The 26518-nt window shown below is 73.1% G+C and carries 21 protein-coding genes and 1 pseudogene; 5 read left to right on the top strand and 17 right to left on the bottom strand.

The window, feature by feature from the left end:
- Nucleotides 1–5 precede the first annotated feature (5 nt).
- The 10 genes from ACERZO_RS04470 to ACERZO_RS04425 all read right to left on the bottom strand — a co-directional run bounded on the left by ACERZO_RS04470 (nucleotide 6) and on the right by ACERZO_RS04425 (nucleotide 12757).
- Nucleotides 6–1001: an ABC transporter permease gene (locus ACERZO_RS04470; RefSeq protein WP_372662069.1), complete on the bottom strand. Its 996-nt coding sequence runs from the start codon at nucleotides 999–1001 to the stop codon at nucleotides 6–8.
- Entirely contained in the window at nucleotides 1001–1924 is a 924-nt protein-coding gene (locus ACERZO_RS04465; protein ID WP_372662066.1) for an ABC transporter permease, read from the bottom strand. Before ACERZO_RS04465 ends, ACERZO_RS04470 begins: the two co-directional genes overlap by 1 nt.
- Before the next feature lie 258 nt (nucleotides 1925–2182).
- Nucleotides 2183–3394 carry an acyl-CoA dehydrogenase family protein gene (locus ACERZO_RS04460; RefSeq protein WP_372662063.1) on the bottom strand — a complete coding sequence of 404 codons (1212 nt, stop codon included), beginning with the start codon at nucleotides 3392–3394 and terminating at the stop codon, nucleotides 2183–2185.
- A gap of 171 nt (nucleotides 3395–3565) precedes the next feature.
- Nucleotides 3566–4783, bottom strand: a complete 1218-nt coding sequence (locus tag ACERZO_RS04455) for an MFS transporter (protein WP_372662059.1) — start codon at nucleotides 4781–4783, stop codon at nucleotides 3566–3568.
- A gap of 12 nt (nucleotides 4784–4795) precedes the next feature.
- Complete coding sequence (locus ACERZO_RS04450; protein ID WP_372662056.1) at nucleotides 4796–5833, bottom strand: 3-oxoacyl-ACP synthase III family protein; 1038 nt, start codon at nucleotides 5831–5833, stop codon at nucleotides 4796–4798.
- Between the two features lie 23 nt (nucleotides 5834–5856).
- Nucleotides 5857–7110 carry an ATP-grasp domain-containing protein gene (locus ACERZO_RS04445; RefSeq protein WP_372662053.1) on the bottom strand — a complete coding sequence of 418 codons (1254 nt, stop codon included), beginning with the start codon at nucleotides 7108–7110 and terminating at the stop codon, nucleotides 5857–5859.
- 10 nt (nucleotides 7111–7120) lie between these two features.
- A complete protein-coding gene (locus ACERZO_RS04440; protein ID WP_372662050.1) occupies nucleotides 7121–9073 on the bottom strand; it encodes an acetyl/propionyl/methylcrotonyl-CoA carboxylase subunit alpha in 1953 nt (650 codons plus the stop codon).
- Nucleotides 9074–9079: 6 nt separating this feature from the next.
- The gene (locus ACERZO_RS04435; RefSeq protein WP_372662046.1) at nucleotides 9080–10684 is read right to left on the bottom strand and encodes a carboxyl transferase domain-containing protein; all 1605 of its coding nucleotides are present in this window, start codon (nucleotides 10682–10684) and stop codon (nucleotides 9080–9082) included.
- A complete protein-coding gene (locus ACERZO_RS04430; RefSeq protein WP_372662043.1) occupies nucleotides 10681–11886 on the bottom strand; it encodes an 8-amino-7-oxononanoate synthase family protein in 1206 nt (401 codons plus the stop codon). Before ACERZO_RS04430 ends, ACERZO_RS04435 begins: the two co-directional genes overlap by 4 nt.
- Before the next feature lie 10 nt (nucleotides 11887–11896).
- The gene (locus ACERZO_RS04425) at nucleotides 11897–12757 is read right to left on the bottom strand and encodes a 3-hydroxybutyryl-CoA dehydrogenase (RefSeq protein ID WP_372662040.1); all 861 of its coding nucleotides are present in this window, start codon (nucleotides 12755–12757) and stop codon (nucleotides 11897–11899) included.
- A 625-nt stretch (nucleotides 12758–13382) separates the two neighbouring features.
- Between ACERZO_RS04425 and ACERZO_RS04420 the strand changes: the two genes are divergently transcribed.
- A complete protein-coding gene (locus tag ACERZO_RS04420) occupies nucleotides 13383–16349 on the top strand; it encodes a helix-turn-helix transcriptional regulator (protein WP_372662037.1) in 2967 nt (988 codons plus the stop codon).
- 10 nt (nucleotides 16350–16359) lie between these two features.
- Here the strand turns inward: ACERZO_RS04420 and ACERZO_RS04415 are convergent, their stop codons facing one another.
- On the bottom strand, nucleotides 16360–16548 hold the full coding sequence (locus ACERZO_RS04415; protein WP_372662034.1) for a hypothetical protein: 189 nt from the start codon (nucleotides 16546–16548) through the stop codon (nucleotides 16360–16362).
- Between the two features lie 114 nt (nucleotides 16549–16662).
- On the opposite strand from ACERZO_RS04415, the gene ACERZO_RS04410 reads away from it, so the two are divergent.
- Nucleotides 16663–17646, top strand: a complete 984-nt coding sequence (locus ACERZO_RS04410) for an LLM class flavin-dependent oxidoreductase (RefSeq protein ID WP_372662031.1) — start codon at nucleotides 16663–16665, stop codon at nucleotides 17644–17646.
- Nucleotides 17643–18752, top strand: a pseudogene (locus tag ACERZO_RS04405) (LLM class flavin-dependent oxidoreductase); the annotation flags it as partial. The gene ACERZO_RS04410 and the pseudogene ACERZO_RS04405, both read left to right, overlap by 4 nt.
- 31 nt (nucleotides 18753–18783) lie before the next feature.
- On the opposite strand, the gene ACERZO_RS04400 reads toward ACERZO_RS04405, so the two are convergent.
- Nucleotides 18784–20037: an MFS transporter gene (locus ACERZO_RS04400; RefSeq protein ID WP_444843211.1), complete on the bottom strand. Its 1254-nt coding sequence runs from the start codon at nucleotides 20035–20037 to the stop codon at nucleotides 18784–18786.
- Nucleotides 20038–20106: 69 nt separating this feature from the next.
- Here ACERZO_RS04400 and ACERZO_RS04395 point away from each other — a divergent pair, with 69 nt between their 5' ends.
- A complete protein-coding gene (locus tag ACERZO_RS04395; protein ID WP_372662025.1) occupies nucleotides 20107–20550 on the top strand; it encodes a winged helix-turn-helix transcriptional regulator in 444 nt (147 codons plus the stop codon).
- 10 nt (nucleotides 20551–20560) lie between these two features.
- Here ACERZO_RS04395 and ACERZO_RS04390 read toward each other — a convergent pair whose 3' ends face one another.
- A complete protein-coding gene (locus ACERZO_RS04390) occupies nucleotides 20561–21241 on the bottom strand; it encodes a TetR/AcrR family transcriptional regulator (protein ID WP_372662022.1) in 681 nt (226 codons plus the stop codon).
- A gap of 96 nt (nucleotides 21242–21337) precedes the next feature.
- Between ACERZO_RS04390 and ACERZO_RS04385 the strand changes: the two genes are divergently transcribed.
- Nucleotides 21338–22252: an SDR family oxidoreductase gene (locus ACERZO_RS04385; RefSeq protein WP_372662019.1), complete on the top strand. Its 915-nt coding sequence runs from the start codon at nucleotides 21338–21340 to the stop codon at nucleotides 22250–22252.
- A gap of 4 nt (nucleotides 22253–22256) precedes the next feature.
- Here ACERZO_RS04385 and ACERZO_RS04380 read toward each other — a convergent pair whose 3' ends face one another.
- The 4 genes from ACERZO_RS04380 to ACERZO_RS04365 all read right to left on the bottom strand — a co-directional run bounded on the left by ACERZO_RS04380 (nucleotide 22257) and on the right by ACERZO_RS04365 (nucleotide 26509).
- Complete coding sequence (locus ACERZO_RS04380; RefSeq protein ID WP_372662016.1) at nucleotides 22257–22850, bottom strand: TetR/AcrR family transcriptional regulator; 594 nt, start codon at nucleotides 22848–22850, stop codon at nucleotides 22257–22259.
- Nucleotides 22851–22878: 28 nt separating this feature from the next.
- A complete protein-coding gene (locus tag ACERZO_RS04375) occupies nucleotides 22879–23913 on the bottom strand; it encodes a hypothetical protein (protein WP_372662013.1) in 1035 nt (344 codons plus the stop codon).
- Nucleotides 23910–25349, bottom strand: a complete 1440-nt coding sequence (locus tag ACERZO_RS04370) for an FAD-dependent oxidoreductase (RefSeq protein ID WP_372662010.1) — start codon at nucleotides 25347–25349, stop codon at nucleotides 23910–23912. The genes ACERZO_RS04375 and ACERZO_RS04370 overlap by 4 nt, the downstream gene beginning before the upstream one ends.
- Before the next feature lie 221 nt (nucleotides 25350–25570).
- Nucleotides 25571–26509: a GNAT family N-acetyltransferase gene (locus tag ACERZO_RS04365; protein ID WP_372662006.1), complete on the bottom strand. Its 939-nt coding sequence runs from the start codon at nucleotides 26507–26509 to the stop codon at nucleotides 25571–25573.
- Nucleotides 26510–26518 lie beyond the last annotated feature (9 nt).

The following is a 26518-nucleotide window of genomic DNA, read 5'->3' as shown; positions in this document are numbered from 1 at the left end:
CCCCTTCAGACGAGGTGAGCCCGCGGATCGAGCGCGCCGTAGCAGAGATCGACCAGGAAGTTCAGGACCGTGACCAGCAGGGCCGAGAACAGCGTCACGCCCAGCAGGACCGGCAGGTTGAGCGACGCGATCGCGTCGACGAGCAGCCGCCCGACGCCGGCCATGCCGAAGATCCGTTCGGTGATCACCGTCCCGGCCAGCAGCCCGCCGAGGTCGACGCCGAAGACGGTGATGACCGGCAGCAGGACGTTGCGCAGCGCGTGCCGGCCCACGACCTTCCGCTCGGTGAGGCCCTTCGCCCGCGCGGTGCGGATGTAGTCCTCGCCGAGGGTTTCGAGCATCTGGCCGCGGGTGAGCCGCGCGTAGATCGCGGCGTGCAGGAACGCCAGCACGAACCACGGCAGCACGAGGTGCCACGCCCACTGCGCCGGGTCTTCGGTCAGCGGCACGTACCCGTTCTTCGGGACGACGTCGAGCGCGAACGCGAAGATCGTGATGCCGATCATCCCGGCGAGGTAGGCGGGCATGGACACCCCGGCCATCGCGGCGGCCATCGTGATCCGGTCGGCGGCGGTTCCGCGCCGCAGCGCGGAAAGCACGCCGAGGCCGACACCGAGGACGATCCAGATCGCGGCCGCGCCCAGCGCGACCGAGAAGCTGACCCCGATCCGGTCGCCGATCTCGCTGAGCACGTCGACGTTGTTCTGGAAGTCCCAGCCGAAGCACGGCGCGGTGCAGTGGACCGCCGCGGCGCCGGTACCGAACGTGCGGCCGCCGAAGATGCCGCCGAGGAAGTCGAAGAACTGCTGGTACCACGGGACGTCGTAGCCCATGAACTCCCGCGCCAGCTGCAGGCCCTCGGGTGAGCACGGGCGGCCGCAGGCCATCCGCGCCGGGTCGGCGGGCAGGACGTAGAACACCACGAACGTCACGAAGGCGACGACGAACAGGACCAGCAGCATCCCGGCGAAGCGGGTGGCCACGAACCGGGCGGTGCGCATCAGGCGGCACCCCCGGACCGCGGGTCGAGCGCGTCGCGGATCGCGTCGCCGACGACGTTGAACGCCAGCGTGATGAGGAACAGCATCGCGCCGGGGAAGACCAGGTACATGGGGTCCGTCTCGAAGAAGTCGATGGCGGCGCTGATGGTGCGGCCCCAGCTGGGAGTCGGCGGAAGCACACCGACGCCGAGGAACGACAGCGCGGCTTCGTTGCCGATCATCGACGGGATGGACAGGCTGGCGACGACGATGATCGGCGCCCAGAGGTTCGGCAGGAGCTCCTTGGTGAAGACGTGCCACGGCCCGCCGCCGACGACCCGGGCCGCGGCGACGAAGTCCCGCTTCGCGAGCGTCAGGGTCTGGGCCCGCACGATGCGCGCGATGCGCGGCCAGCCGAAGAGCCCGAGCACGACGACGAGCGTGATCTGCCGGGGGAAGTCCACCGGCAGGACGGCGCCGAGCGCGATCATGAAGATCAGGTAAGGGAAGCCGAGGATGACGTCGGCGGTCCAGGTGACCAGCCGGTCCCACCAGCCGCCGAGGTAGCCGGCGCTGACCCCGATCACGACGCCGAGCACGGTCCCCAGCACGGTGGCACCCAGCCCGACGAGCAGCGACGTCCGGGCGCCGTGGGCGACGAGCGCGAAGAGGTCGACGCCGGTGAGGGGCTCGACGCCGAACCAGTGGGCCGCGCTCACCCCGCCGAGCGCGCCCGCGGGCAGCCCGGTCGGGCCGAGGGTGCCGATGTCCGGGGTGAGGCTCTGCCCCTCGGCCAGGACGAACAGGTCGGCACCGGCGGCGAGCAGCAGGATGACGACGATCAGCACCGCGCAGACCGGCGTCCACCGCCCGGTCCGGACGGCACGCCACACCGCGGCGGGCAAGGAGCGCGCCGCGAGCGGCGGAAGGGAGGGGGCGGACACAGCACCTTCAGGAGTCGAAGTTCAGCCGATCGAGTGACGATCGGGAACTCTATGGAGGTGCCTCGGTGATCATTCAACCGTCTCATCATGTGGACGGGAAGTAACGCGCTCGCGGGTGATTGGTCTGGCTTGTCCCGGTTTGTTCGCACCATGCGGACGGTTCGGGAGCCGCGGGCGCGGAGGTCAGCGCGGGTAGGCGCCTGCGGGCACGGGCGCTCGAGACCGCCGGCGGCACGGCCTCGAGCGCCCGGGGTGGGCTCAGGTGTACCAGGTCGGCTCCGGCAGTTCGCCGCGCAGCGCGTAGACACCGACCTCGCGGCGCTTGTACGCCACCGGGTCGTGCAGCGAATGCGTGCGCAGGTTGCGCCAGAACCGGTCCAGGCCGTGCTTCGACGCGCTCGCGCGGGCGCCGGTCAGCTCGAAGATCTTCGTCCCGATTTCCAGGCCCGTCTCGATCACGCGCTGCTTGGCCGCCGCGATCAGGACGGCCAGTTCGCCGCGTGCCTCCGGCGTCAGGTCCTCGCGCGGCGCGTGCAGCACCCGGGAAATCGCCGCGCCCGCCTTGTCGGTCAGTGCCTCCGCCGCCCACAGCTTCGCCTGCAGATCGCCGTAGCCGTCGAGGATGTACCACTCGTCCGTGGCGGCTTCCTTGTCGTCACCGCCGTACGGCCACGGGCGGGTGCGCTCGCGCGTGTAGGCCAGGCCCGCGTCGAGGGCGCCTTGCGCGATGCCGAGGTAGAAGTTGGTGAACACCAGCTGGATCGCGGGAACGTTCAGCGTGTTGTAGGTGAGCGGGCGGAACTCGCGGTCGACGTAGCCGGCGGCGCTCGCCCACGGCACGCGCACGTCGGTGATCGTCACGCTGCCGGATTCGGTGAGCCGCTGGCCGATGTTGTCCCAGTCGTCGTGGAAGACGATGCCCTCCTGAGCCGACGGCACGATCGCGAAGATGTGCTGCTCGGTACCCGCGAGGACGCCTTCGAGGACGGTCAGGTCGGAGACCTTGCTCCCGGTCGAGAACGACTTGTGTCCGTTGTAGACGAGATCGTCGCCGTCCTCGGTGATGGTCAGGTCGGAGTCGCGCGGGTTGACCGCGCCGCCGAAGAAGAAGTTGCCGGTGGTGTAGAGCTCTTCGACGGCGGCGATCTGCTCGTCGGTCGCGACGAGCCGCGCGGCCCACGCCCAGAGGTAGTGGTAGCCGAGCAGCTGCCCGATCGAGCCGTCGGCGCGGGCGATCTCGCGGGTGACGCGGTAGGCGGTCTCCCAGGTCTGCCCGCCCCCGCCGTGCTCGGGCGGACCGAGCAGGGTCACCAGGCCGGCTTCCTTGAGCAGCCGGATCTCCTCGAACGGCGTGATATTGGCGCGGTCACGCTCGACGGCGTCGACGGCGAGCTTCGCGGCGACGTCCCGCGCGGTCGCGATCCAGTCCTCGGTGGTCGTCACGGGCTTTTCCTTTCGCTGCAAGGGCATGCCGAAGCAGCCCCGGTGCGGGGCTGATCGGGCGGGGATCGTCCGGCGGAGGACCGCCGTTCATGATCGGTGAGTACACCGGCGCCCCGGCGACGCCGTCAAGCCGTTCCACCGGGCGGGCGGATTCGCTTTTTCCGGCAGCCGAAAGACAATCAACCTCGGCGGCCTCGGCTACCGGGTCGAAAGCTCCGCACCCACTCGAATCCGCTCCCGCTCCGCCCACCGCACCACCGCCGGCACCGCCAAGCCCGTCACCGCGAACAGACCGCCGACCACCCACCAACCCGGCGTCCCCCACGTGATGCACAGCGCGATCAGCACCGCCGGCCCGAGCGTGACGCCCAACCCGAGCCCCATCCCGAAGAGCCCCTGGTACTGCCCGACCGCGTGCGGCGGCGCCAGCGTGAACGACAGCTCGAACCCGCCCGCCGCCTGCCAGATCTCGCCCACCGTGTGGACCACCACCGCCGCCAGCAGCAGCACCAGCGCCAGCCACGTCGGCGCGCCCGCCATCGCCGCGATCGCCACGCACGCCGCGAAGAACGCGAACCCGGCGCGGCGGAACGCCAGCGCTCCCGCCTTCGTCGTGTCGATGCGGCGGCTCGCGCGGACCTGGCAGAACACCACGATCACCGTGTTGACCACCATCACGCCGGAGACCGTCCAGTTCGGTGCCGTCGTGCGGGCGACCAGCCACAGCGGGACCGCCGCCGTCAGCACCCGGTACTGGATCGCCATCACGCCGTCCAGCAGCGTCAGCACCAGGTACGGCCGGTCGCGCAGGGCCACCCAGCGCGGGCCCGTGCCGGCCGGTTTCGGCGGGACCGCCGGGAGGAACAGCACGATCGCCGTGCTCGCCGCGTAGGACACCGCGCTGCCCGCGATCAGCAGCAGGTACGCGTACCTCGTGTCGGCCGCGACGCCCCAGCCGGCCAGCAGCGCGCCGAGCGCGATGCCCAGGTTCGTCACCGAGCGGAGGTAGCCGCGGAACTCCGCCGGCCGGTCGCCGCCGTACTCCTGGACCAGCGGGCTGCGCGCCGCCGGCCCGGCCGTCTGGGCCGCCGCGCCGAGGCTCGCGAACACCACGAACGACCAGAACCCTTGCGCCAGGCACAGTCCCGCCATCGAGACGGCGCCGAGCACGAGGGTCAGCGCGTACACCGTGCGGGCGCCGTGGCGGTCGGCGAGGTGCCCGAACGGGATCCCCGCCGACAGCGACACCGCGCCGGCGACCGTCAGCCCGAGCCCGACCTGACCGGCGGGCAGCTGGACGACGCGGGTGAAGTACAGGACGCCGGCGGTCAGGTAGACGCCGTAGCCGGTCATCGTGACCAGGGTCACCACCGCGAGGAGCCGGGGCGGGCCGCCGCGGGGAAGGAGCGCGGGCATGGGAGACCTTTCTCAGCGGTGGGACAGGGCGCCGGCCTGCTGCCGGACGTCGAGGTCGCCGCGCGGCGGGGTCGCGGTCCAGCGGCAGAGGGTGACGCCGAGGTTCATGCCGCCGCCGAACGCGGCCAGCAGCACGACGTCGCCGACGTCGAGGGCGCCGGCGCGGTGGGCGGCGTCGAGCGTGATCGGGACGGACGCCGCGCCCGTGTTCGCGTACCGGTCGACGGTCAGGTGCAGCGCCGCGTTGGGCAGGTCCAGGGTCTCCCCCAGTTCGCGCAGCATGACGCCGTTGGCCTGGTGCGGCACTAGGTGGTCGACCGCGGCGGCGGAAAGCCCGCTCTCGCGAACGGTTTGGGCGATCGCCGAAGGCACGTGCCCGGTGACGAAGTCGCGCACACCGCGGCCGTCCATCCGGAAGAAGTGCTCGCCGTCCAGCACCGAGCGCACCGACGCGGGAACCCGGCTGCCGCCCGCGCGCACGCCGATGAGGCGGTGCTCGTCACCGTGTCCGCGCAGCCGCGTGCCGATGACGCCCCCTCCCGCCGGTACGGGGCCGAGCACGACCGCCCCCGCCCCGTCACCGAACAGGATCGCGGTCCGGCGGTCACGCACGTCCAGGATGCGGGAGTAGATGTCGGCGCCGATCACCAAGGCGTGGCCGCCGTCCCGCACGAGACCGCGGGCCATCGCGAGGGCGTAGACGAACCCGCTGCACACGGCGTTGACGTCGACCGCCGAAGCCGACCGGGCGCCGATCAGGTGCTGGACGAGGCTGGCCGTGGCCGGCTGCGGGTGGTCCGGGGTGGAGGTGGCGACGACGACGTGGTCGACGTCGTCCGGGCTCAGGCCGGCCGCGAGCAGGGCGCGGTCGGCCGCGATCGCCGCGAGGTTGGACGTGGCCTGGCCGGGTTCGGCGTGCCGCCGTTCGCGGATGCCGGTCTTGCGTTCGATCCACGCCGCGTCGACGCCGGCCGCCGGGGCGATCTCGGCGTTAATGACGACGCGGTCGGGCAGGTAGGAGCCGGTGCTGAGAATTCCGATGTCGGTCATGTCGGCGGTGTCTTCCTCGAGGTTCAACGCAGGGCCCACAGGCCCGGCAGGCGATCGGGTTCGGAGGCGGGGACGAACTTCACCGAGCCCACGAGATCGGCGGCCAGCGCGCTCGCCGCTTCGGGCGTGTCGGCGCCGACGACGACCAGTCCGACGCGGTCGCCGGAGCGGTGCAGGGGCTTGATTTCGTCGCCGGGTTGCACGCCCAGTTCCGCGTACAGGACGGCGGGGTGCGCGAGCACGTCGTCCCAGCCTTCGATGGCGGCGAGCCGGCCCGGCGGCGGCGTGAAGTACCGGACGGCCGCGCCGCGGGTCGGTTCCAGGGGCACGTCGGGGAGCGGGCGGCCGAGCATGTCGTCGAAGACCAGGCCGTACAGCTCGAGGCCGGGGATGGCGTGGGCGAGCATGCGGTGGATCCAGTCGCCGCCGAAGCGGCCGTGCACCTCGCCGAGCACGACGCCGGCCGGGGTGAGCCACAGCTCGACGTGGAAGCCGCCGACGCGCAGGCCCAGCGTCCGCAGCGCGCTCGACACCTGCTCCTCGATCTCCCGCCGCCGGGTGTCCGGCAGCGGCGCGGGCAGCACGTGCCCGGTCTCGACGAAGAACGGCGGTGGCACCTTCTCCTTGGCCGTGATCGCGAGGATCTTCGGCTCGCCCCCGAGGAAGACGCCTTCGACGCTGAACTCCGGCCCGTCGACGAACTGCTCGACCAGGAACGGGTTCGCGTCCGGCAGCAGCGCGATCGCCGCGGGCAGCTGCCCGGCCTCGGTCACCAGGCTGACGCCGGTGCTGCCCATGGCGTCGCGTGGCTTGACGATCCACGGCCCGGCGTGCTCGCGCAGGAAGGCCTCGGCTTCGGCTTCCTCCGCGCACAGCCGGACGACCGGCTGCGGGAACCCGGCCGCGGCCAGGGCTTCGCGGCAGGCGTCCTTGGTCCGGACGCGGTGCACGGCCTCGGGCGGGTTTCCCGGGGCGCCGACCGCCTCGGCCGTCTCGGCGACGGCCACCTGGGCCAGCTCCTGGAGCGCATACACGGCGTCGAAACTCCGGTCGCGGGCCCAGGCCGCGGACTCGCCGGGCCGCAGCACGTCCACTGTGGACACTTCGGCGGCCTTGGCGACGACGTCCTCGGTCGCGGCCAGGATCTCGGCGGTGTTGGTGACGTGCACCCGGATGCCGCGGGCCGCGGCCTGAGTCAGGGCCTCCGTGGCCATGTCGAGGCTGAAGCTCAGCGGCCGGGCGCCGCCGACGAACAGCAGGGTGGGTTCATCGGACATGGTTTCTCCTTCAGGGGGTGAGGGTGACGAGGACCTGGTCGGCGGCGACGAGGTCGCCCGGGGCGCAGGAAAGCCGGTCGACGGTCCCGGCGAAGGGCGCGACGATGCGGTTCTCCATCTTCATCGCCTCGACGACCACCAGCAGCTCCCCCGCTTCGACCCGGCCGCCCGGTTCGCAGGCCACGCCGACGACCGCGCCGGGCATCGGCGTGCGCACCGCGCCGTCCGAGGCCTCCCCGCCGCCTTCGTCGAACGTCGGTCGCGACAGCGCGGCGCGGTGGCCGCCGATGACGATCTCGTAGCCGTCCGAGGTGGGCAAACCCGTCCAGCGGGTGGATCCCACGGTGCCGTGGACCAGGCCGTCCGCCGCGGGCTCGGCCAGCACCGTGACGCGGCGGCCGTCGGCTTCGACGTGCAGCCCGGCCCGGTCGCGGGCCAGCAGCCGGACTTCGCGGTCGCGGCCGTCGAGGCGCAGGACGAGCCGGCCGAGCGGGGCGTCCGGGTCGAGCGCGGCGCGGTCGAAGGCCCCGATCGTCCCGGTCCACGGCGAAGCCGCGGCGGTCCGTTCCGGCACCGCCATGGCCGCCGCGCACGCCAGGGCCTGCCCGTCGCGGTCGTGGGTCGCGGGGCGGGCGGTGACGCCGTCGACGAGGTGGGTGTCGACCCGGCCCTCGACGACCCGCGGCTCGGCCAGCAGCTCGCCGAGGAAGCCGAGGTTCGTGGTCAGGCCGACGAGCGTGGTGTCCTCGATCGCCGTGCGCAGGCGGGCGAGCGCCGCCGGCCGGTCGGGTCCGGCCGCGACGAGCTTCGCGACCATCGGGTCGTAGAACCCCGGCACCGTGCCGGAGTCGTCGAACGCGGCCTCGACGCGGACGTCCCGCGGCCACCGGACGACCTCGGCGCGCCCCGGTGCCGGCCGGAAGCCGTGCGCGGGGTCCTCGGCGTAGACGCGGCATTCGATCGCGTGCCCGGTGGCGCGGATCTGCCACTGCGGCAGCGGGATCGGCTCGCCGTCGGCGATCCGCAGCTGCCACTCGACGAGGTCGAGCCCGGTGATCTCCTCGGTGACCGGGTGCTCGACCTGCAGCCGGGTGTTGACCTCCAGGAAGAAGAACCGGCCGTCGCCGTCCAGGATGAACTCGAACGTGCCCGCGCCGACGTAGCCGAGCGCGGTGGCGCCGCGCACCGCCGCGTCCAGGAGGGCTCGGCGGGTCGTGGGCGGCAGGTGCGGTGCCGGCGCCTCCTCGACGATCTTCTGGTGCCGCCGCTGCAGCGAGCACTCGCGCTCGAAGAGGTGGACGACGGTGCCCTGGCGGTCGCCGAAGACCTGCACCTCGAGGTGCCGCGGCGCCGCGACGTACCGTTCGGCCAGCAGCCGTCCGTCGCCGAACCCGGCCCGGCCCAGGCGGACGGCTTCGGCCACCGCCTCGGGCAGCTCGGCCTCGGCGTGGACCACCCGCATCCCCTTGCCGCCGCCCCCGGCGACCGGTTTGAGGATCACCGGGTACCCGATCCGGCGCGCGTCGGCGAGCAGGACGCCTGCCGACTCGGTCGCGTGCGCGGAGCCCGGCAGCACCGGGACCCCGGCCGCGGCCATCAGCTCCCGGGCGCGGGCCTTGTCCCCCATCTCCTCGATGGTGGCCGCGTCCGGTCCGATGTAGACCAGTCCGGCCTCGGTGACGCGGGCGGCGAACTCCGGGTTCTCCGACAGGAAACCGTAACCGGGGTGGACGGCGTCGCAGTCGGTGCGCAAGGCCGCGTCGACGACGGCGTCGATGTCGAGGTAGCTCTCCCGGGCCGCAGCCGGTCCGATGTGGACGGTGTCGACGGCGCCGGCCAGGTGGGCCGCCCCGGCGTCCGCGGCGGAGTGCACGGCCACGTAGTCGACGTCCAGCCGGCGGCAGGTGCGCGCGATCCGGCGGGCGATCTCCCCGCGGTTGGCGATGAGCACGCGTTTCGGCATCGTCCCTCACATCCTGAAGACCCCGAAGCGGGTCTCCCGCTTCGGCGCGTCGGCGGCCATGGCCAGGCACAGCGCGAGCCAGTCCCGCGTCTCGACCGGGTCGACGACGGCGTCGACCCACAGCCGGGCCGCGTAGTACAACGGCTGCGCCTGCCGTTCGTAGGCGGCGAGGATCGGCTCGCGGATCTCCGCCTCTTCCTCCGGCGTCAGCTCGCGGCCCTCCTTGGCGAGCTGGTCACCGCGGATCAGCGTCATCACCTTGGCCGTCTGCTCCGCACCGACCACAGTGGACCGGGCGCTCGGCCACATCGCCATCAGCTGCGACCCCATCGACCGGCCGCACATGGCGAAGTTGCCCGCGCCGTAGCTGCCGCCGATCACCAGGCTGAACTTCGGCACCTTCGCGCACGACACGGCGTTGACGAGCTTGGCGCCGTGCTTGGTGATCCCGCCTGCCTCGTACTCGGCGCCGACCATGAACCCGTTGATGTTGTGCAGGAACAGCAGCGGGATGTCCCGCTGCGCACAGACCTCGATGAAGTTCGCGGCCTTCTGCGCGCTCTCGGAGAACAGCACGCCGTCGTTGATCAGCACACCGACCGGGTAGCCGCCGACGTGCCCGGTACCGCAGACGACCGTCGGGCCGAACCGGGCGCGGTACTCGGTGAACTCGCTGTCGTCCAGCAGCCGCGCGAGGACCTCCCGCGCCGGGATGTGCTCCTTGAGCCCGGCGCTGACCACGCCCGGCAGCTCGGCGGGGTCGTACTTCGGCGGCCTGGGTGCCCGCGGCGGCGGGGACAGTGGTGGCCGGGTGCTGCGCGCGGCGAGGTCGCGCAGGATGGCCAGGGCGTGGTCGTCGGTCTCGGCGAGGTGGTCGGCGACCCCGGTGACGCGGGTGTGCAGGTCGGCGCCGCCGAGCGTTTCGGCGTCGACGACCTCGCCGGTCGCCGCGCGCACCAGCTGCGGGCCGCCGAGGAACACCGTGCCGGTGCCGCGGACCATCACCGTCTCGTCGCACATCGCCGGGATGTACGCCCCACCGGCGGTGCACGAGCCCATCACGGCGGCCAGCTGCGGCAGCCCTTCGGCCGACATCTCCGCGATGTTGCGGAAGATCCGGCCGAGGTGGTCCTCGTCGGGGAAGAGGTCCTCCTGCAACGGCAGGAACACCCCGCCCGAGTCGACGAGGTAAATGCAGCCCAGGCCGTTCTCCCGGGCGATCTTCTGCCCGCGCAGGTGTTTCCGGACGCCGAGCGGGAAGTAGGTCCCGCCTTTCACGGTGGCGTCGTTGGCGAACACCATGAACGGCCGGCCGGCGACGATCCCGACGCCCACGACGAGCGCGGCCGAGGGAACCGGCTCGTCGTAGACGTCGTGCGCGGCGAGCTGCCCGATCTCCAGCAGCGGCGTCCCGGGGTCCAGGAGCCGCGCGATGCGCTGCCGGGCGGTCAGCTTGCCGCGTCCGGCGTGCTTGCGGTGCGCTTTCTCGCTGCCGCCGGCCAGCGCCGCGGCTCGCGCCCGGGCGATCACCTCACGGTTGACCTCGAAGTCCTCGGCGTTGCGGCGGAACCCCGCCGAGGCGACGTCGACGTGGGAACGCAGCGCCGTCACGCGTCCCCCAGCGTGCCCAGCAGCGCGGCGAACCGCTCGATCTCGGCCGTGGTCATGCTGGCGCGAAGCATGATCCGGAGGCCCGCCTTGCCGCGGCCGATGATCGGGAAGAAGATCGGCGAGACGTAGAACCCGTTGCGGAAGAGGTCCTGCGCGAGCCGGACGGTCGCGTCCTCCGACCCCACCCGCACGAACCGGATCGGCAGTCCGTCGCCGCGTTCGCCGGTCTCCACGAGGCGGTCGAAGAGCGCGATGTTGTCCTGCAGCCGCTGCTGCAGCGCGGTCAGCTCGTCGGTGCGGTGCAGCTCCGCGGACGCGAGCAGGCCGCCGAGGCCCGCGGTGTTGATCCGCTGCGACCACATCAGCGGGCCGCCGTTGCGCTGCGCGGTGTCCAGCCGCCACTGCGAGCCCCGCTTGCCGAGGAAGATCGCGCCGCCGGACGCGCCGAACCCCTTGTTGAGCGAGGTGATGATGATCGTCCGGTCGTTGATCTGCCCGAGCTCCTCCAGCACGACACCGCGGCCGCGGTGGCCGACCGTGGAGATGCCGTGGGCTTCGTCGAAGACGAGGAACAAGCCGTACTTCTCCTGCAGGGCGAGGAGTTCCTTCACCGGCGCCTGCCCGCCGGTGCTGTAGACGCCGTCGGCGACGTAGGCGACCCGCTTGTGCTGCTTGCACAACGCTTCGAGCGCTTCGACGTCGTTGTGCGGCACCACCGCGACCTCGGTCTCGTCGGCGACGCTCGGCTTCATCGCGTTGAGGCAGAAGTGCGCGTTCTTGTCGAACACCATCAGCGGCGGCTCGCCTTCGGTGAAGATCCCGGACGCGACCAGCGGCAGGGCCGCCCACGCGGCGGCGGCGCACGAATTGAGCGTCACGGCTTCGACGTCGAACAGCTCGGACAGCGCCGCTTCGGCGTCCCGCAGGGCACCGAAGCGCACCCGCATCCGGGACGTCGAGGTGTTCAACGCGCCTTCGGCGAGGACGGCGTCGGCCGCCGCTCGCACCAGCTTCGGGTGCGTGTCGAGGCCGAGGTAGGAGTAGGACGACATGTTGACGAACTCGTGGCCGTCGTCGAGGGCGCGGTGGCGGCCGTCGCCGAGGCCGGCCACGACGACGTCGAACAGCCCGGCCTTGTCGGTGACGTCCCAGAAGTCGTCGCTGATCCGGGCGGACTTCTTGATGTTCAGGAACGAGTGCACGGTTTCTCCTTCAGTACGTGTGGAAGCCGCGGCCGGTCTTGCGGCCGAGGTGGCCGGCTTCCACGAGCCGGGACAGCGACGGTGGGGCGGCGTAGAGGGGCTGCTTGAACTCGTCGTGCAGCGCGGCGGCGATGGCGGCGACGACGTCGAGGCCGATCAGGTCGGCCAGCCGCAGCGGGCCCATCGGGTGCGCGCAGCCCAGTTCCATGGCGCGGTCGACGTCTTCGGCCGGGCAGTAGCCGGTGTCGACCATGCGGATCGCGGCGAGCAGGTACGGGATCAGCAGGGCGTTGACGACGAAGCCGCTCTGGTCGGCGACGGTGATCGGCTGCCGGTCGAGGGTGTGCTCGGCGAACGCGGTGACGCGCTCGGTCACCTCCGGGGCCGTCGGCAGCGCGGGGACGACCTCGACGAGCCGCATCGCCGTGACGGGGTTGAAGAAGTGCAGGCCCAGCACGCGTCCGGGCCGGCTCGTCGCCGCGGCGAGCCGGGTGATGGCGATCGCCGAGGTGGTGCTGGCCAGGATGGTGTCGTCGCCGGCGATCTTGTCCAGGGTGGCGAAGAGGCCGAGCTTGAGCTGCTCGTCTTCGGGGATCGCCTCGATGACGAGCTGCCGGTCGCCGAGCTCGGCGAGGTCGGTGCCGACGCTGATCCGGGCCAGCGCGGCATCGCGCTCGGCGGGCGTCAGCTTGCCCTTGTCGACGCGGCGGCCGAGCGACGCCGCGATCTTCCGCGGCGCCGAGGTGAGCGACGACTCCCGCGACACCGCCAGCCGGACGTCGAGCCCCCGGGTCGCGCAGAGCTCGGCGATCCCCGCGCCCATCGTGCCCGAGCCGACCACGCCGACCCGGGTGATTCCGTTCGCACCCACTTGTTTCCCCGCATTCTGCCGGGCCACCGCATTCGCGGCGGCACCCCTGAGTTCAAGACCGGAATGCCCGAAGGTTCGGGCTTTGGGACGCACCGCCGGAACGTGTTCACGCCGAAGCCCGGCGCGGATCGCTCCGCACCCGGATTTCGCGGTGGTACCCCAGTGCCCCGGTTCACTTCACCCCAGCCGTGGCGTTCGCCAGTCTGCCCATGCCGGGTGCCGCCGCGCCATGGGGGCCGCTCCCCCACCTTTTCCGCGGACCTCGCGTTTTCCCCGCGAGCAGGGCGAATCCCGACGTCGGGACGGTGGCCTGGACCACTTGTGCGGCCGGGGTCACGGTGCCCCGGTGGGACGCGCGGGCGCCCGGGGCGTGTCAACCACCGAACGGACGATTCGAGCGTTCCGCCCCGCCTGCCGCCCGTCGGGGAAACCTGGGGGAACCCGCCCCAGGCCGTCCGGTAAAGGCGTTCCGGTATCGCCGCGGTGAATTCCAGCATTCGGTCCCGGTTGGCGTTGCGGCACTCGTCGTGTATCCAAGAACTGGTCGTCCGGAGGGGCGCCGGAGCTGGGGGCTCAATTCGATGTCTGAATACGATTATTCCTTTTTCGCGGTCTTCGACCGCGCATGCTGATCCGGTCGCCGGAGCTGGTCGGCCGGGACGCGGAGCTGCGTGAGCTGGCCACGGCCTTCGACGACGCGCTGGCCGGCCGGGGCGGCGCGGTCTTCCTCGCCGGCGAGAGCGGGATCGGCAAGTCCCGCCTCGCGCGCGAGGCGGCGGCCCGGGCGGCCGGCCGCGGTGCCCGCGTGTTGCGCGGGCAGGGCAGCTCGATCGGCCCGGTGGTGCCGTTCCGGCCGCTGGCCGAGGCGCTGTTCTCGCTGACGCGGGACGCCGAGCCGGTCGACGTCGGCGAGCTCGGGCCGTACCTGCCGGCGTTGGGCGTGCTCGTCCCCGACTGGCGGAGTGGCCCGGAGGCGGACCCGCCCCTGCTGGTCGTCGCCGAGGCGGTGCTGCGGCTGCTGGCCGTGGTCGGCCGGGCCGGTGGCTGCGTGCTCGTCCTCGACGACCTGCACGACGCCGACGCGGAGACGCTGTTCGTGCTGGAGTACCTGGTCGGCAACCTGGAGTCCGCGCGGGTGCTGCTGATCGGGACGATCCGCGAGGACCCCTCGGCCGCCCGCGACATCGCCCGGTCCGCCGCCCGGCGCGGCGCCTGCGTCCTGCGCACGTTGCCGCGGCTCGGCCCCGGCGCCGTGCACGACGTCGTCGCGGCGTGCCTCGGGGCGGACCGCGCGCGGGTGCCGGCCGAGACCGCCGCCCACCTGTGGCGGCTCAGCACCGGGATCCCGTTCCTGGTCGAAGAACTGCTGCACGAGCTGGTCGGCGACGGGTTGCTGACCGAACGTGCCGGTGGCTGGTACCTCGCGGACACCGGCACCGTGCCGGCGGCGCTGGCGGGGAGCGTCGCCACGCGGATGGCGCGGCTCGGGCCGGAAGGCGCCGGCCTGCTGGCCGTGGCGGCGGTCCTCGGCCCGCGCTTCGCCGCGCCGGTGGTGCAGCGGGCCGCGGGTGCCGACGACCGGACGGTGGCGGCGTTCCTCGACGCGGCCGTCGACGCGCGGCTCGTCGAGCCGGACCCGGCGGCGCTCGGCTGGTACACGTTCGGGCACCCGTTGACGGCCGAAGCGGTGCTGGCGCAGCTGGGCCCGGCGCGGCGGGCGGAGCTGGCCCGGCTGGCCGCGGACGCCGTCGAGCTGCTGCACCCCGGCCTGCCCGGCGATTGGTGCGCGCGGGTGGCCGAGCTGCGTCGGCTGGCGGGCGACCGAGCGGCGGCCGGCCGGCTGTTCGCCGACGCGGGCCGCCGGGCCTTGGAAACGGCGGAGGCCGGCGCGGCGGTGGACTTGCTCGTGCGCGCGGACGCGCTGCTGACCGACAGCCCCGACCTGCGCGGCGCGGTCTTGGAGTCGCTGATCTTCGCGCTCGGCGAGACCGGGCGGATCGACCGGGCGTTCGCGTTGGCGGACCGGTTTTCCGAGGTGGGGTTGTTCGACCGGGCGGCGGTCCTGCACGCTCGGCTGGCGTGGGCGGCGCACTCGGCCGGCCGGCCCGCGGACGCGCTCGCCCAGGTGACGGCGGCCCGCACGCGCACCCGGTCGGACCGCCAGCGCGCGGCGGTCGACGCGGTCCAGGCGTTGCTGTCGTCGGAGGAGCCGGACCGGGCCGGCGAAGCCGAGCGCCTCGCCAGGGCGGCGCTCGAACAGGGCGACGACCCGGTCGTGACGTGCCAGGCACTGCTCGCGCTGGGCGTTCTGGTGCGGTGGCGGGACCCGGAGGAGGCGCGGCGGTTGCTGGAGCGGGCCCACTCGCTGACCGAGTCCCACCGGATGCCGTTGTGGCGCACGCAGGTGTTGCTGCGGCTGGGTGAGCACTTCGCGTTGACGGACGGGGACACGGGCGGGCTGGTGCTGGCCCGGCAGCACGCTGCACGAGCCGGCTCGGTCGCCGCGGCCCGAGCGGCCGAGCTGGCGATCGTGCTGCACGGGCTGGTGCTCGGTGGGGAGTACCGCGCCGGTGAGCAGCGGTTGGCGGGGTTGGCGCAGGAGGCGGCGCCGCGGCTCGGGTGCGCGGCGGAGGAGATCACCGGCCAAGGCGCCGCCACCCGGGCCGACCGCGAGGCCTCGCCCGGCGCAACCGATCCCGACCGCCGAACCACGGCCCAAGCCGATCGCGCAGTCGCGGCCGGCGCGACCGGCCACGCGACCACAGCCGATGCCGGCCGCGTCACCGTCATCCGCGCCATCTCCGCCGCCCATCAAGCCGACCGCGTCGCCATGACCGAGGCCATCGCCGATCTCCGGGCCACCTCCGGCGAGCAGCACCTCGGCCTCGCCCAGCCCTTCTGCGCCCTCCTCGAAGAAGACCGGGACCGCGCGCGCCGGGACCTCGAACGCGCCACCGCCGGCTCTCCCCTCAACGGCCACCACGGCCTCGCCCTCCTCCTCGCCGTCCTGGCCGGCGACCTGACCCCCGAAGAACTCGAAGCCGCCGCAAGCACTCCCGCGAGCCGGCTCCGCTGGAACCGCCAATTCGCCGCCCTCGCGCAAGCCGTCTCCCACGGCCGGCACGGGGACACCGCCGCCGCCGAAGCCGCCGCCAAACAGGCACGCGAAGCCGCCCACCCCTACCGGATGGCCGCGCACCTCGGGGCCCGGCTCGTCGCCGAAGCCGCCCTCGCCGACGGCTGGGGTGAACCCGTCCCCTGGCTGCGGGCCGCCGAGGAGTACTTCCACGACGCCGCCGTCCCCGCCGTCGCCGGGGCCTGCCGCACCCTGCTGCGCCGGGCCGGGGAACCCGTGCGGCAACGGCGGCCCGGCCTGCACCGCCTCCCGCGCGAACTGCGCGACGCCGGGGTGACCGTCCGCGAGTACGACGTCTTCCGGTTGCTGGCCCACCGCCTCGGCAACACCGACATCGCCCGGCGCCTGCTGATTTCCCCGAAGACCGTGGAAAAGCACGTGTCCAGCCTGATGACGAAGACGAAACTGCCCGACCGCGTCACGCTGTTCGACTACGCCGCGGGGCTCGGGCCGTGAGTCCTGAGTCCTAATCGGACCCGGCGACGATCCGCCGGAACGCCTCGCGTTCCCGCCGCGACAGCGGCACCCGCGGCACGTCCGCCACCGGACGCGGGACGGGCACGGCCACCCCGGGTTCGAACGGCGGGACCGGCGGCACCAGCACCCAGCCGAAGCCGGTGAACGCCCGCCCGAGAGCGCGAACCATCCGCTTCATCGTGCACCCCTTCCGCCGTCCGGCCATTCTCGGCGCCGCGCGGCCGGCGGCCCAGCCCGTCCACATCCTGAAAGCAGGTGCGCGCCCACCCGTGCTCCGGATAGCTGTGGAGCCATGACTTCTCGCAGCCTGCACGTCGCGGTGGAGATCGGCGACGGCGGCGACCCGCCCCGCGCGCTCGCCGATGTCGTCACCGCGGCCGAACGCGGCGGCTTCACGTTCGTCACCTTCGACGACGCCCCCGCCGGCGGCCCCCGGCTCGACGCGACCACGCGCGCCGCCTACGTTTCGACGCTCACCGACCGCGTCGGGCTCGCCGCGACGGCGCACGTCACCACCGTCGAGCCGTTCCACCTGGCCGCGCAGCTGGCGAGCCTCGACCACGCCTCCCACGGGCGCGCCGCCTGGATCGTCGGCGCCGACAGCTCGCCCGAGGCACTGGCCACCGTCGGCGCGTCCCGGCTCGACCCGGACGCGCTGCACCACGAAGTCGCCGACGTCGTCGAGGTCGTCCGGCGGCTGTGGGACTCCTGGGACGACGACGCCGTCATCAAGGACGTCGCGACCGGGCGGTACCTCGACCCGGACAAGGTGCACCACGTCGACTTCACCGGCGCGCGGTTCTCGATCAAGGGACCGCTCATCACCCCGCGGCCGCCACAGGGCAGGCCGGTGATCCTGGCGCCGGACGCACTCGCCGAAGCGGCCCGCCCGGACGTCGTGCTCGTCGGCGGGGCCGGCCTCGACGACGTCCGCGGCCGCGCCCGGCACGCCCGCGACACGGGCGCTCCGCTGGTCTTCGCCGAAGTCGAAGTCCAGCTGGGGGAAGGCGGGCGGCGGCCGCCGGGCGATCGGTTGCGCTACACCGGATCCGCGCCCGGGCTCACCGAACTGCTGGGCTGGCTGGCGACGAGCGTCGACGGCGTGCGGCTGCACCCCGCCGACCTCGCCACCGACTTGCCGGCGTTGCTCCGGGACGTCCTGCCCGCGCTGCGCACCGAAGGCTTGCTCGCCTCACCGGAACCGGGCGCCACCCTGCGCACCACACTCGGCCTCGCACGCCCGGAAAGCCTCTTCGCCGCCGGAGGTGCCGCATGACCGCGCGGCTGCACCTGGGCGTGTTCTACACTGGCGTCGGCCCGCAGTTCCTGTGGGACGACGCCTCGAACGCGCCGCACACGGAGATCGAGACCTACGTTTCGGTCGCGCGGACCCTGGAACGCGGCCTGTTCGACGCCTTCTTCCTCGGCGAAGGCCTGCGGGTGCGGGAAAACCGCGGCCGGATCCACGCCCTCGACGTCGCCGGCCGCCCCGACGCGATCACCCAGCTGAGCGCGCTCGCCGCGGCCACGACCCGGATCGGGCTGGTGGCCACGCAGAACACGACGTACAACTTCCCGGCCGACCTCGCCCGCCGGCTGTCCTCTTTGGACTACCTGTCCGGCGGCCGGGCGGGCTGGAACGTCGTCACCACCGACAACGCCTGGACCGGCGCCAACTTCCGGCGCGGCGGCTGGCTGGCCCACGAACGGCGCTACGAGCGGGCCGAGCAGTTCGTCGAGGCCGCGCTGGCGCTGTGGTCCGGCACCGGGCTGGTGGCCCGGCACACCGACCTGGTGAGCCTGCGCGCGACACCGTCGGTGCCGCCGAGCCCGCAGGGCCGTCCGGTGCTGTTCCAGGCCGGCGACTCCCCCGGCGGCCGTGAACTGGCGGCGAAGTACGCGGACGTCGTCTTCTCCGCGAACACCGCCTACGACAAGGCGCTCGCGTACGCCGAGGACCTGCGCGCGCGGCTGGCGCGCCACGGCCGTCCCGCCGACGCGGTGCGGATCCTGCCCGGGGCGACCGTCGTCCTCGGCGACACCCCGGCCGGCGCCGCCGAGCGCGCCGAGGACATCCGGCGCCGGCAGATCACGCCGCAGCGCGCGGTGGCGTTCCTCGAGCAGTACTGGGGCCGGGACCTGTCGGCCTACGACCCGCACGGCCCGTTGCCGGACGTCGAGCCCGCCGAGGGCGAACTGGACCCGTCGCGCGGGACGATCGCGATCGAGGAGCGGACCGGCAAGCTCGACCGGATCCGCCGGTGGCGCGAGCTGGCCGAGGCGAAGAACCTGTCGATCCACCAGCTCGTGCTCGAGGTCCAGCCCCGCCAGCACGGTTTCGTCGGCACGCCGGGCCAGGTCGCCGACGAGTGGGCGCGGTACGTGCGGACCCGGGCGGTCGACGGGTTCAACATCAGCCCGCACCTCGTCCCGGCCGCGCTGGACGACGTCGTCGACCGGCTCGTCCCGGAACTGCAGGACCGCGGCGTCTACCGGACGGAGTACACGGGCACGACCCTGCGCGAGCACCTCGAGCTGCCACCCAGGTGAGCAGGGCGCCGCCGGCGGAGGCCGCGCCGAGGACGGCCGAGCCCGGCCAGCCCGCCGCGTCGTACACCGCCGTCGTCGCGGCGGCCCCGGCCGCCGAGCCGAGGGAGTAGAAGACCATGTACCCGCCGATCACCGTGCTGGTGCGGCCGGGGAACGCCGTCGTCAGCCGGTGCTGGTTCGCCACGTGCACGACCTGGACGGCGAAGTCGAGCACCAGCACGCCGAAACCCGGCAACAGCAACGACGAACCCAGCCGGCCGATGGCGAGCCACGACCCGAGCAGCAGCACGAGCGCGATCCCCGTGACGCGGCCGGCGTGTCCCGCGTCGCCCCAGCGACCGGCCCGGGCCGCGCCGAGCGCGCCTGCGAGCCCGGCGACGCCGAACAGCCCGATCTGCGTTTCGCCGAGGTGCCACGGTTCGGCGGCCAGGGGCAGCGCCATCCCGCTCCACAAGGTGCCGAAGGACGCGAAGAGGAAGAAGGCGATCAGGCCCCGGCTGAGGAACAGCGGCCGGGTGAGAAGCCCGGCCAGCGACCGCAGGATGCGCCCGTAGGACTCGCTGCCGGTCCGGGCGTCCGCGGGCAGCGCCACGAGGCACAGCGCGGAAAGCACGGCGGCGAGGACGGCGAGCGCCAGGTAGCTGCCGCGCCAGCCGCCCAGATCCGCCAGGGCGCCGGTCAGCACCCGGGCGCCGAGGATGCCGGCCACCACGCCGGACGTGACGACACCGAGGGTGCGCCCGCGCTCGGCGGGCGGTGAGATCGACGCGGCGTAGGCGACCGTCGTCTGCACCACCACCGCGAACAGCCCCGCGACGGTGAGGCCGCCGAACGCCACCCAGGCGACCGGCGCGGCCGCGGTGACCGCCAGCCCGGCCGCCACCAGACCGAGGTGGGCGGCGATCAGGCGACGGCGGTCGAACCGGTCGCCGAGCGGGACCAGCAGCACCAGCCCGGCGAGGTAGCCGAGCTGTCCTGCGGCCACGAACCAGCCGGCCGAGTCCCGGGGCACGCCCAGGTCGTCGCCCATCGGGCCCAGCACCGGCTGCCCGGCGTACACGCCGGCGACCGCCGCCCCGCACACAACGGCCAGTAGCAGCCTCGTCCCGCTTCCCACCGCACCTCCATTTAGTTGCGATTTGCAACTCTTCGGAGAGTAAGTGAGAATGGTTTCATTACGCAACTCATGGGAGACGCGATGTGGACGGACCCGACCTGCCCGGTCGCGCGGGCGGCGGACGTGATCGGCGACCGGTGGAGCCTGCTGATCGTCCGCGACGCGATGGACGGCGCCCGCTCGTTCACCGATTTCCAGCAGCGCACGGGCATCGCCCGCAACATCCTGACCGACCGGCTGCGCAAGCTCACCGGGCACGGCCTGCTCGTCCAGGTCGAGGCGCCGTCGGGCAAGCGGCGGCAGTACGCGCTCACCGAGGCGGGCCGGGACCTGTTCGCCGTGCTCGTGACGCTGCGCCAGTGGGGTGAGCGGCACGCCTTCGAAGCGGGCGAGCCGCATTCGGTGCTGGTGGACGAGCACGGCGCGGTCGTCCCGCCCCTCGTCCCCACCGCACCCGACGGCGTACCGCTGACCTGCGACACGACGTCGGTGCGCAAGGTGGCTCAGCCGTAGTGCGCCGATCTCATCCGGTGACAGCCGGCCGCGATCCTTCGCGAGCCAGCAAGCCCGAGATCGTCACTTCCAGCGTCCTGGCCACCAACTCCGTGAAGTCCACCCGCGTGGCCGCCACCGCCGGGTCCAGCGCGTAAGCCGCCTTCAGCGCCTCCGACGGCCGGCTGTGCGGCCACGCCGCCGCGGTGACCAGGCTCGTCGTCGACACCAGCTCGTACGCGGCCCGGTCGTCGAACTCGGGCAGGTGGCGGCGGACCACCGCGGTCAGCGACTCCACGGCCCGCAGGAGCGCGCGCTTGTGCTCGAGCGCCACCTCGGTGGAGACGTTGCGCTCCAGGACCGCCGCCTGCGAGCTGATCAGGTCGCACAGCACCGGCCGCCGCGCCAGCGATTCCGCCAGCACCGCTGCCAGCCGGTCGCCGCGCTCTCGCGGCGAGCCCTCCGCCACCGGAGAACCCGCCAGCTCGGCGACCCAGTCGCGCCCGTGCCGGTCGAGCAGTTCGAGCAGGACCGCCTCGCGCGACTCGACGTACCGGACGATGTTCGCCTTGGCCAGGCAGACCCGGCGGCTCAGCTCGTTGAAGCTCAGCTCGGCTACCGGCATCTCGGTCAGCATCTCGTCGGCGGTCGCCAGGATCGCGCGCCGCCGCTCGGCCCGCTGCTCGTCGGTCCGGGCGCGCTTGAAGTTCACCTCACCATCTTACGTACCCCTGGTACGTTGTCAACGAACCGCCGGTACGTTATCGTGGGTGTCGTAACGTACCAGCGGTACTTAGAGAGGTGTGCCATGTACCAGGTCCCTGACCAGCACGGGAAGCTCGCCGTCGTGACCGGCGCCAACAGCGGAACCGGCAAGGAGGCGGCCAAGCGGCTGGCCGCGGCGGGCGCGGACGTGATCCTCGCCGTGCGCACGCCCGGGAAGGGCGAGCAGGCCCGCCGCGACATCCTCGCCGAGCACCCCGGAGGCCGGCTCGAAGTCCGGCGGATCGACCTCGCCGACCTCGCCTCGGTCCGCGAGTTCGCCGACGGGCTGATCGCCGGCGGCCGGCCCCTCGACCTGCTCGTCAACAACGCCGGCGTGATGACCCCACCCCAGCGCGTCGAGACCACCGACGGCTTCGAGCTGCAGATGGGCAGCAACTACCTCGGCCCGTTCGCGCTGACCGTGCGCCTGCTGCCGCTGCTGCTCGCCGCGCCGGCCCCGCGGGTGGTGACGATGAGCAGCGGCATGGCCAACGCCGGCCGGATCGGCTTCGACGACCTGCAGTGGGAACGCGGGTACCGCCCGAACCGCGCCTACGCCCAGTCGAAGCTGGCCGACCTGATGCTGACCCTGCGGCTGGCGGACCTCGCGGCCGAGCGCGGCTGGCCGCTCCTCTCGACCGCCGCGCACCCCGGCTACACGCGCACCAACCTGCAGACCTCGGGCCCGGGCCTGGACGGCAGCGGCCCCGGCCCGCTCACGTCGCTGGCCTTCAAGCTCGTGCCGTCGCAAGGGGTAGAGCAGGGCGCGGAACCCCTGCTGTACGCGGCGACGAGCCCGGACGCGGTGCCGGGCGGCTACTACGGCCCACGCTGGGGACTGGTCGGCCCGGCGAAGACCGCCAAGCCGCCGCGCCGCGCGCAGGACAAGGCGGTGGCCGAGCGGCTGTGGACCGAGTCCGAGCGCCTCACCGGCGTCTCGCTGCCCGCCCACGCCTGAGGCGTCACCCGCGCAACGCCGGTCCGATCCACCGCCGGACGAGCGCCCGGATCCCGTCGTCGGTGAGCGCCGAGGGGTAGCGCAGGTACGACAGGAAGAGCCGCATCAGGATTTCGGCCAGTCCCTCGAAGTCCGCGTCGGTGGTGACGCCGGCGGACGCCCAGTCGACCGGAACGTTCCGGAGAATCGTTGCGCCGTAGGAGAAAGCCATCGGCGACAGCACGCCTTCGGTGAAGAAGTCGGCTTCGCCCGCCTGCAGGAGCAGCCCCAGGTGGGGCTCGCCGGGCAGCGTCCGGACCGCGAACAGCACCGATTCCACGGCGACCTCGACCGCGCTGCCGAACGCCGTCAGGTGGCGTTCCATCCGCCCGGCGAACTCCTCGACGCCGGCCAGGGCGACCGCACGCAGGATGTCGTTGAGGCTCGGGAAGTAGCGGTAGACGGTCTGCCGCGTCACCCCGGCCTCGGCGGCGACGTCGGACAGGGAGGTCTTGGCGAGGCCGACGCGGTCGAGGCACGCCGTCGCCGCGTCGACGATCCGGCGGCGTGCCTCGTCTTCGGTGCCGGGTGGGTTGCCCCGCCAGCCGTGGTGCCCCATGCGCCCCATCTTCCCCGCCCGGACGGCGTCAGCCGGGAGCAGGGGCCCGCTCGTTCCGGTACAGCGCGACCAGCACGAGCCCGGCCGCGGCGAAGCACGAGAGCACGTACGGAACGCTCCCGGCCGGGCCGTCGCCGTCCGCGGCGAGCCAGAACACCGCCAGCACACCGAGGTAAACGGCGGGATAGACCCGCGCGAAGACGGACCGCGGTGGGCGGTCCGCCCGGCTCGTCGCGATGATCCAGGCACCCGCGACCCAGACCAGGGCCAGCTCGGCGCCGAGGATCCAGGCCTGCGCGGCTGCGTGGCCGTCGAAGAGGCTCGACGGGATGCCGGCGACCGCCATCGCCGGCGGCGTGAGCACCCCCGCCACGAGGGTGCGCCAGGTCAGCGACCACCCGCGGCGCGGACCGCCGGCCAGCCGCACCACCAGGCAGGTCAGCGCACCGAACGAAACGGACGCGAACAGCAGCATGCTGGTCATCGGCACCGACGCCAGCGCCGGCTGGTTGACGATCCGGTTGCCCGGGTTCCACGCCCACCACTTCAGGTGGGGGCCGAGCTGGTCGAAGACCTCGTAGAACACCTGGCAGACGAAGGCGACCGCCACCGACCCGGCGAGCGGCCCGCGGCCCCGGAAAATCCCGAGCGCCCGCACCAGCTCGTAGGCGAGCTGGCTGAACGCCGGGTAGAACGCCACGATGTAGAGCGGCAGCCGATCCGCCATGAACTGCACGGTGAACTCGTTGTGGGCGAAGATGAAGCCGTACAGCCGGTCGAGCCCGAACCACTCCGGGAAGTACAGCGGCGGCTCGGTGACGAACAGGTAGACCAGCGAAGCCCACCACAGCGCCAGGTTGACCGGATCGCCCGCGCGGTACCGGCGGACGGCGTGCACCAGCGCGAAGACGGCACCGCCGACGACGAGCAGTTCGAGCAGCGGCATCGTCCAGTGGGCGAGGTCCCCCGGGGAGCGGACCGAGACCACCGGCGAGACGTCGTGGCAGTCGAAGCCGAGGCCGCGGGTGAGGGCTTCGGCGTCGGGCCCGCACGCCGGGCTCATCGCGCGGTCGCCGTCGAATAGTCCGTGGCGGGCGGCTCGGCCTGGGCGTCGAAGCCGAACGGCACCCGGTGCCGGCCCAGTGCGGCGCGGACGCGGTAGCGCACGAGCCCGGCGAGCACGCGCGGGTTGCGCAGCATGTCCCCCAGCGACTCGTCGAGGTTGAACACCCTGGCGAAGTGCTCGTCGACGACTTCGTCCTCCCGGGCGGCCCCGACGATGAGGCTGAACGCCGGAGCCGAGACGGCGGCGAGGATCCGGCGCTTCCACTCGGGTGGCTTCTCGGTGCCCTCCGCGCACTCGTACCCCTGGTCGCGGGCCATCGCCAGGCGCCACGGGACGTTCAGCAGCTTGCGTTGCGCGGCAAGGAAGTTCGCGGAGAACTTCGCGTCGGTTTTGGCTGTCCGAGCCAGGTGCTCGCGCAGCAGGAGCGCCGAACCGGCGGCGGCGCTGATGCCCTGGGCGTAGAACGGGTTGAACGCGCAGATCGAGTCGCCGACGAACGCCAGCCCCTTCGGCGGGGTGCGCAGGCGGTCGTAGCGCCGCCACTTGTTGCCGGTCGAGCGGGTCAGGTGGACTTCCGAGGTGGGCTCGCACCGGTCCATCGCGGCCGCGAACAACGGCGTCCGCACGCGGCGGGCCGTCTCGACGAACGCGTCGGTGGTGCGCGGCATCGGCAGGCCCCACGACCCCATGCAGGCGATGACCCGGTTGCCCTCGACGGGGAAGAAGTTGACCAGGTAGTCGTGCTCGTCGGGGTGCTCGCCCTTCTCCGGCGTCGGCATGATCACCAGGTGCCGCCACCACCAGGACGCGGGCCGCGGGGCGGGGAGGTCGTACCAGCGCGAGGTGTAGGTGACCTTCGCGTCGAGCGTCTTCGTCTCCGGCTCGGGCCAGCCGGCGGCCGCCAGCCAGCCGCCGACCGAGGAGCCGCGACCCAGGGCGTCGACGACGAAGTCGGCGTCGAGGTGGCCGCCGTCGGTGCCGACGCCGGTGATCCCGCCGTCGCGGGTGGTCAGGCCGGTGACCACGACACCTTCGCGGACGGTGACGTTGGGCAGTTCGCGCACTTTGTCCCGCAGGACGCGTTCGATGAGGATACGTGAGCTGTAGACCATGGTCATCGCGCTGCGCTTGCGGGCGGACCAGCCGGTCCCGTCAAGGTAGGCGGCGTCCATGGACGGCATGAGGTGCAGCCCGCCGGCGGCGATGAGGTCGGCCTCGAAGCCGGGGAAGAGCGCGCCGATGGCGCGGCGGCCGGAGTTCAGCAGGAAGTGCGGGTGCTTGCTCTGCGGCACCCCGCGGCGGTGCTCGGCCCCGGCGGGGAGCTCATCGCGTTCGAGCACGAGCACTTGGTCGAAGTACGGCGCGAGCGCGCCGGCGGAGCAGAGCCCGGCGGCACTGCCCCCGAGGACGACGGCGGTCTTGCCGAGCCGCATGCGGACCAACTCCCATCATACAAAGTGACGACGAATGTATGAATGGGTGGGCGTGGGTGTCAAGGGGCGGCCCGATAGCCCTGCCTGACCTGGGTGAGCAGCGACCGCATCGGCAGCCCACGTCCGCCGACAGCGGCGTCCTGAATGAGTCATTCAGGTCGTGGGAGGTCCTGAATGACTCATTCAAGACACTCGGGCCAGGGGCCAGGGGGCCCGGGTCGTCAGGACGCGGGCGGCGAGCTGACCCGCAGGACGTTCCCGTCGGGATCGTGCAGGCGCATTTCGTACATCCCCCAAGGCCGCACGAACGGCGGCTCCGCGATGTCGACGCCGCGCTCGCGCCACTCCCGGAACAGCCGGTCGACCTGGGCGGCCGTGTGGACGTCGAGGTGCAGGCGGGTCGTGTGCGCGCCCGGGACCTGGGTCAGCATGAGCTGGACGTGGTCGCGGCCGACCAGTGCGGTGCCCGGTTCGTGCGGTTCGCCGTCGTGCAGGAACCGGGCCCGGCGGTCGGACCAGCGCCAGCCGACGTCGAAGCCCAGCGCGTCCGCGTAGAACCCGAGGCTGGCGACGACGTCGGCCACCAGCAGGTTGGGCCGGCAGGCGAAGATCGCCGGCCCGGGGGCGGCGCCGGTCCAGTCCTCGGCGAGCAGGCCGAACAGGAGGTCGTCGGTCCACTCGCCCTTGAGCCACGTGTGCCGGCGGCGGAAGCCCTCCCGGCTGAAGCCGAGCCGCTCCAGCAGGCCCGCCGACGCGGTGTTGCGCGCGTCGCACTCCGCGGACACCCGGCGCACGCCCGCGGCGAACACCCGGTCCAACACGCACCGCACGGCTTCGGTCGCGTAGCCGCGCCGCTGGTGCGCGCGGGCGATGGTGAACCCGAGGTCGGCCTGCATCCGGTTGTCCGCCAGGCAGAGGCCGACGTCCCCGACGAGTACACCGCCGACCTCGACGGCGTACTGGAACCAGCCGGGCACGCCCTCTTCGGCGGCCGCGAACTCGGCCACGAGCTGCCGGGCTTCCGCGTCCGGCACCGGCGCGTCCCACCCCTGGTACCGGGCGACTTCGGGGTCGGAGCGGTAGGCGGTGAAAGCTGCCGCGTCGGCGGCGGTGAACCGCCGCACGACCACGCGCCCGGACGACACCGGCAGTTCGCTCATCCGCCCAGG

The organism is Amycolatopsis kentuckyensis (assembly GCF_041679295.1).
Lineage (GTDB): Bacteria > Actinomycetota > Actinomycetes > Mycobacteriales > Pseudonocardiaceae > Amycolatopsis > Amycolatopsis kentuckyensis_A.
This window is presented reverse-complemented; position numbering and strand designations above follow the sequence as displayed.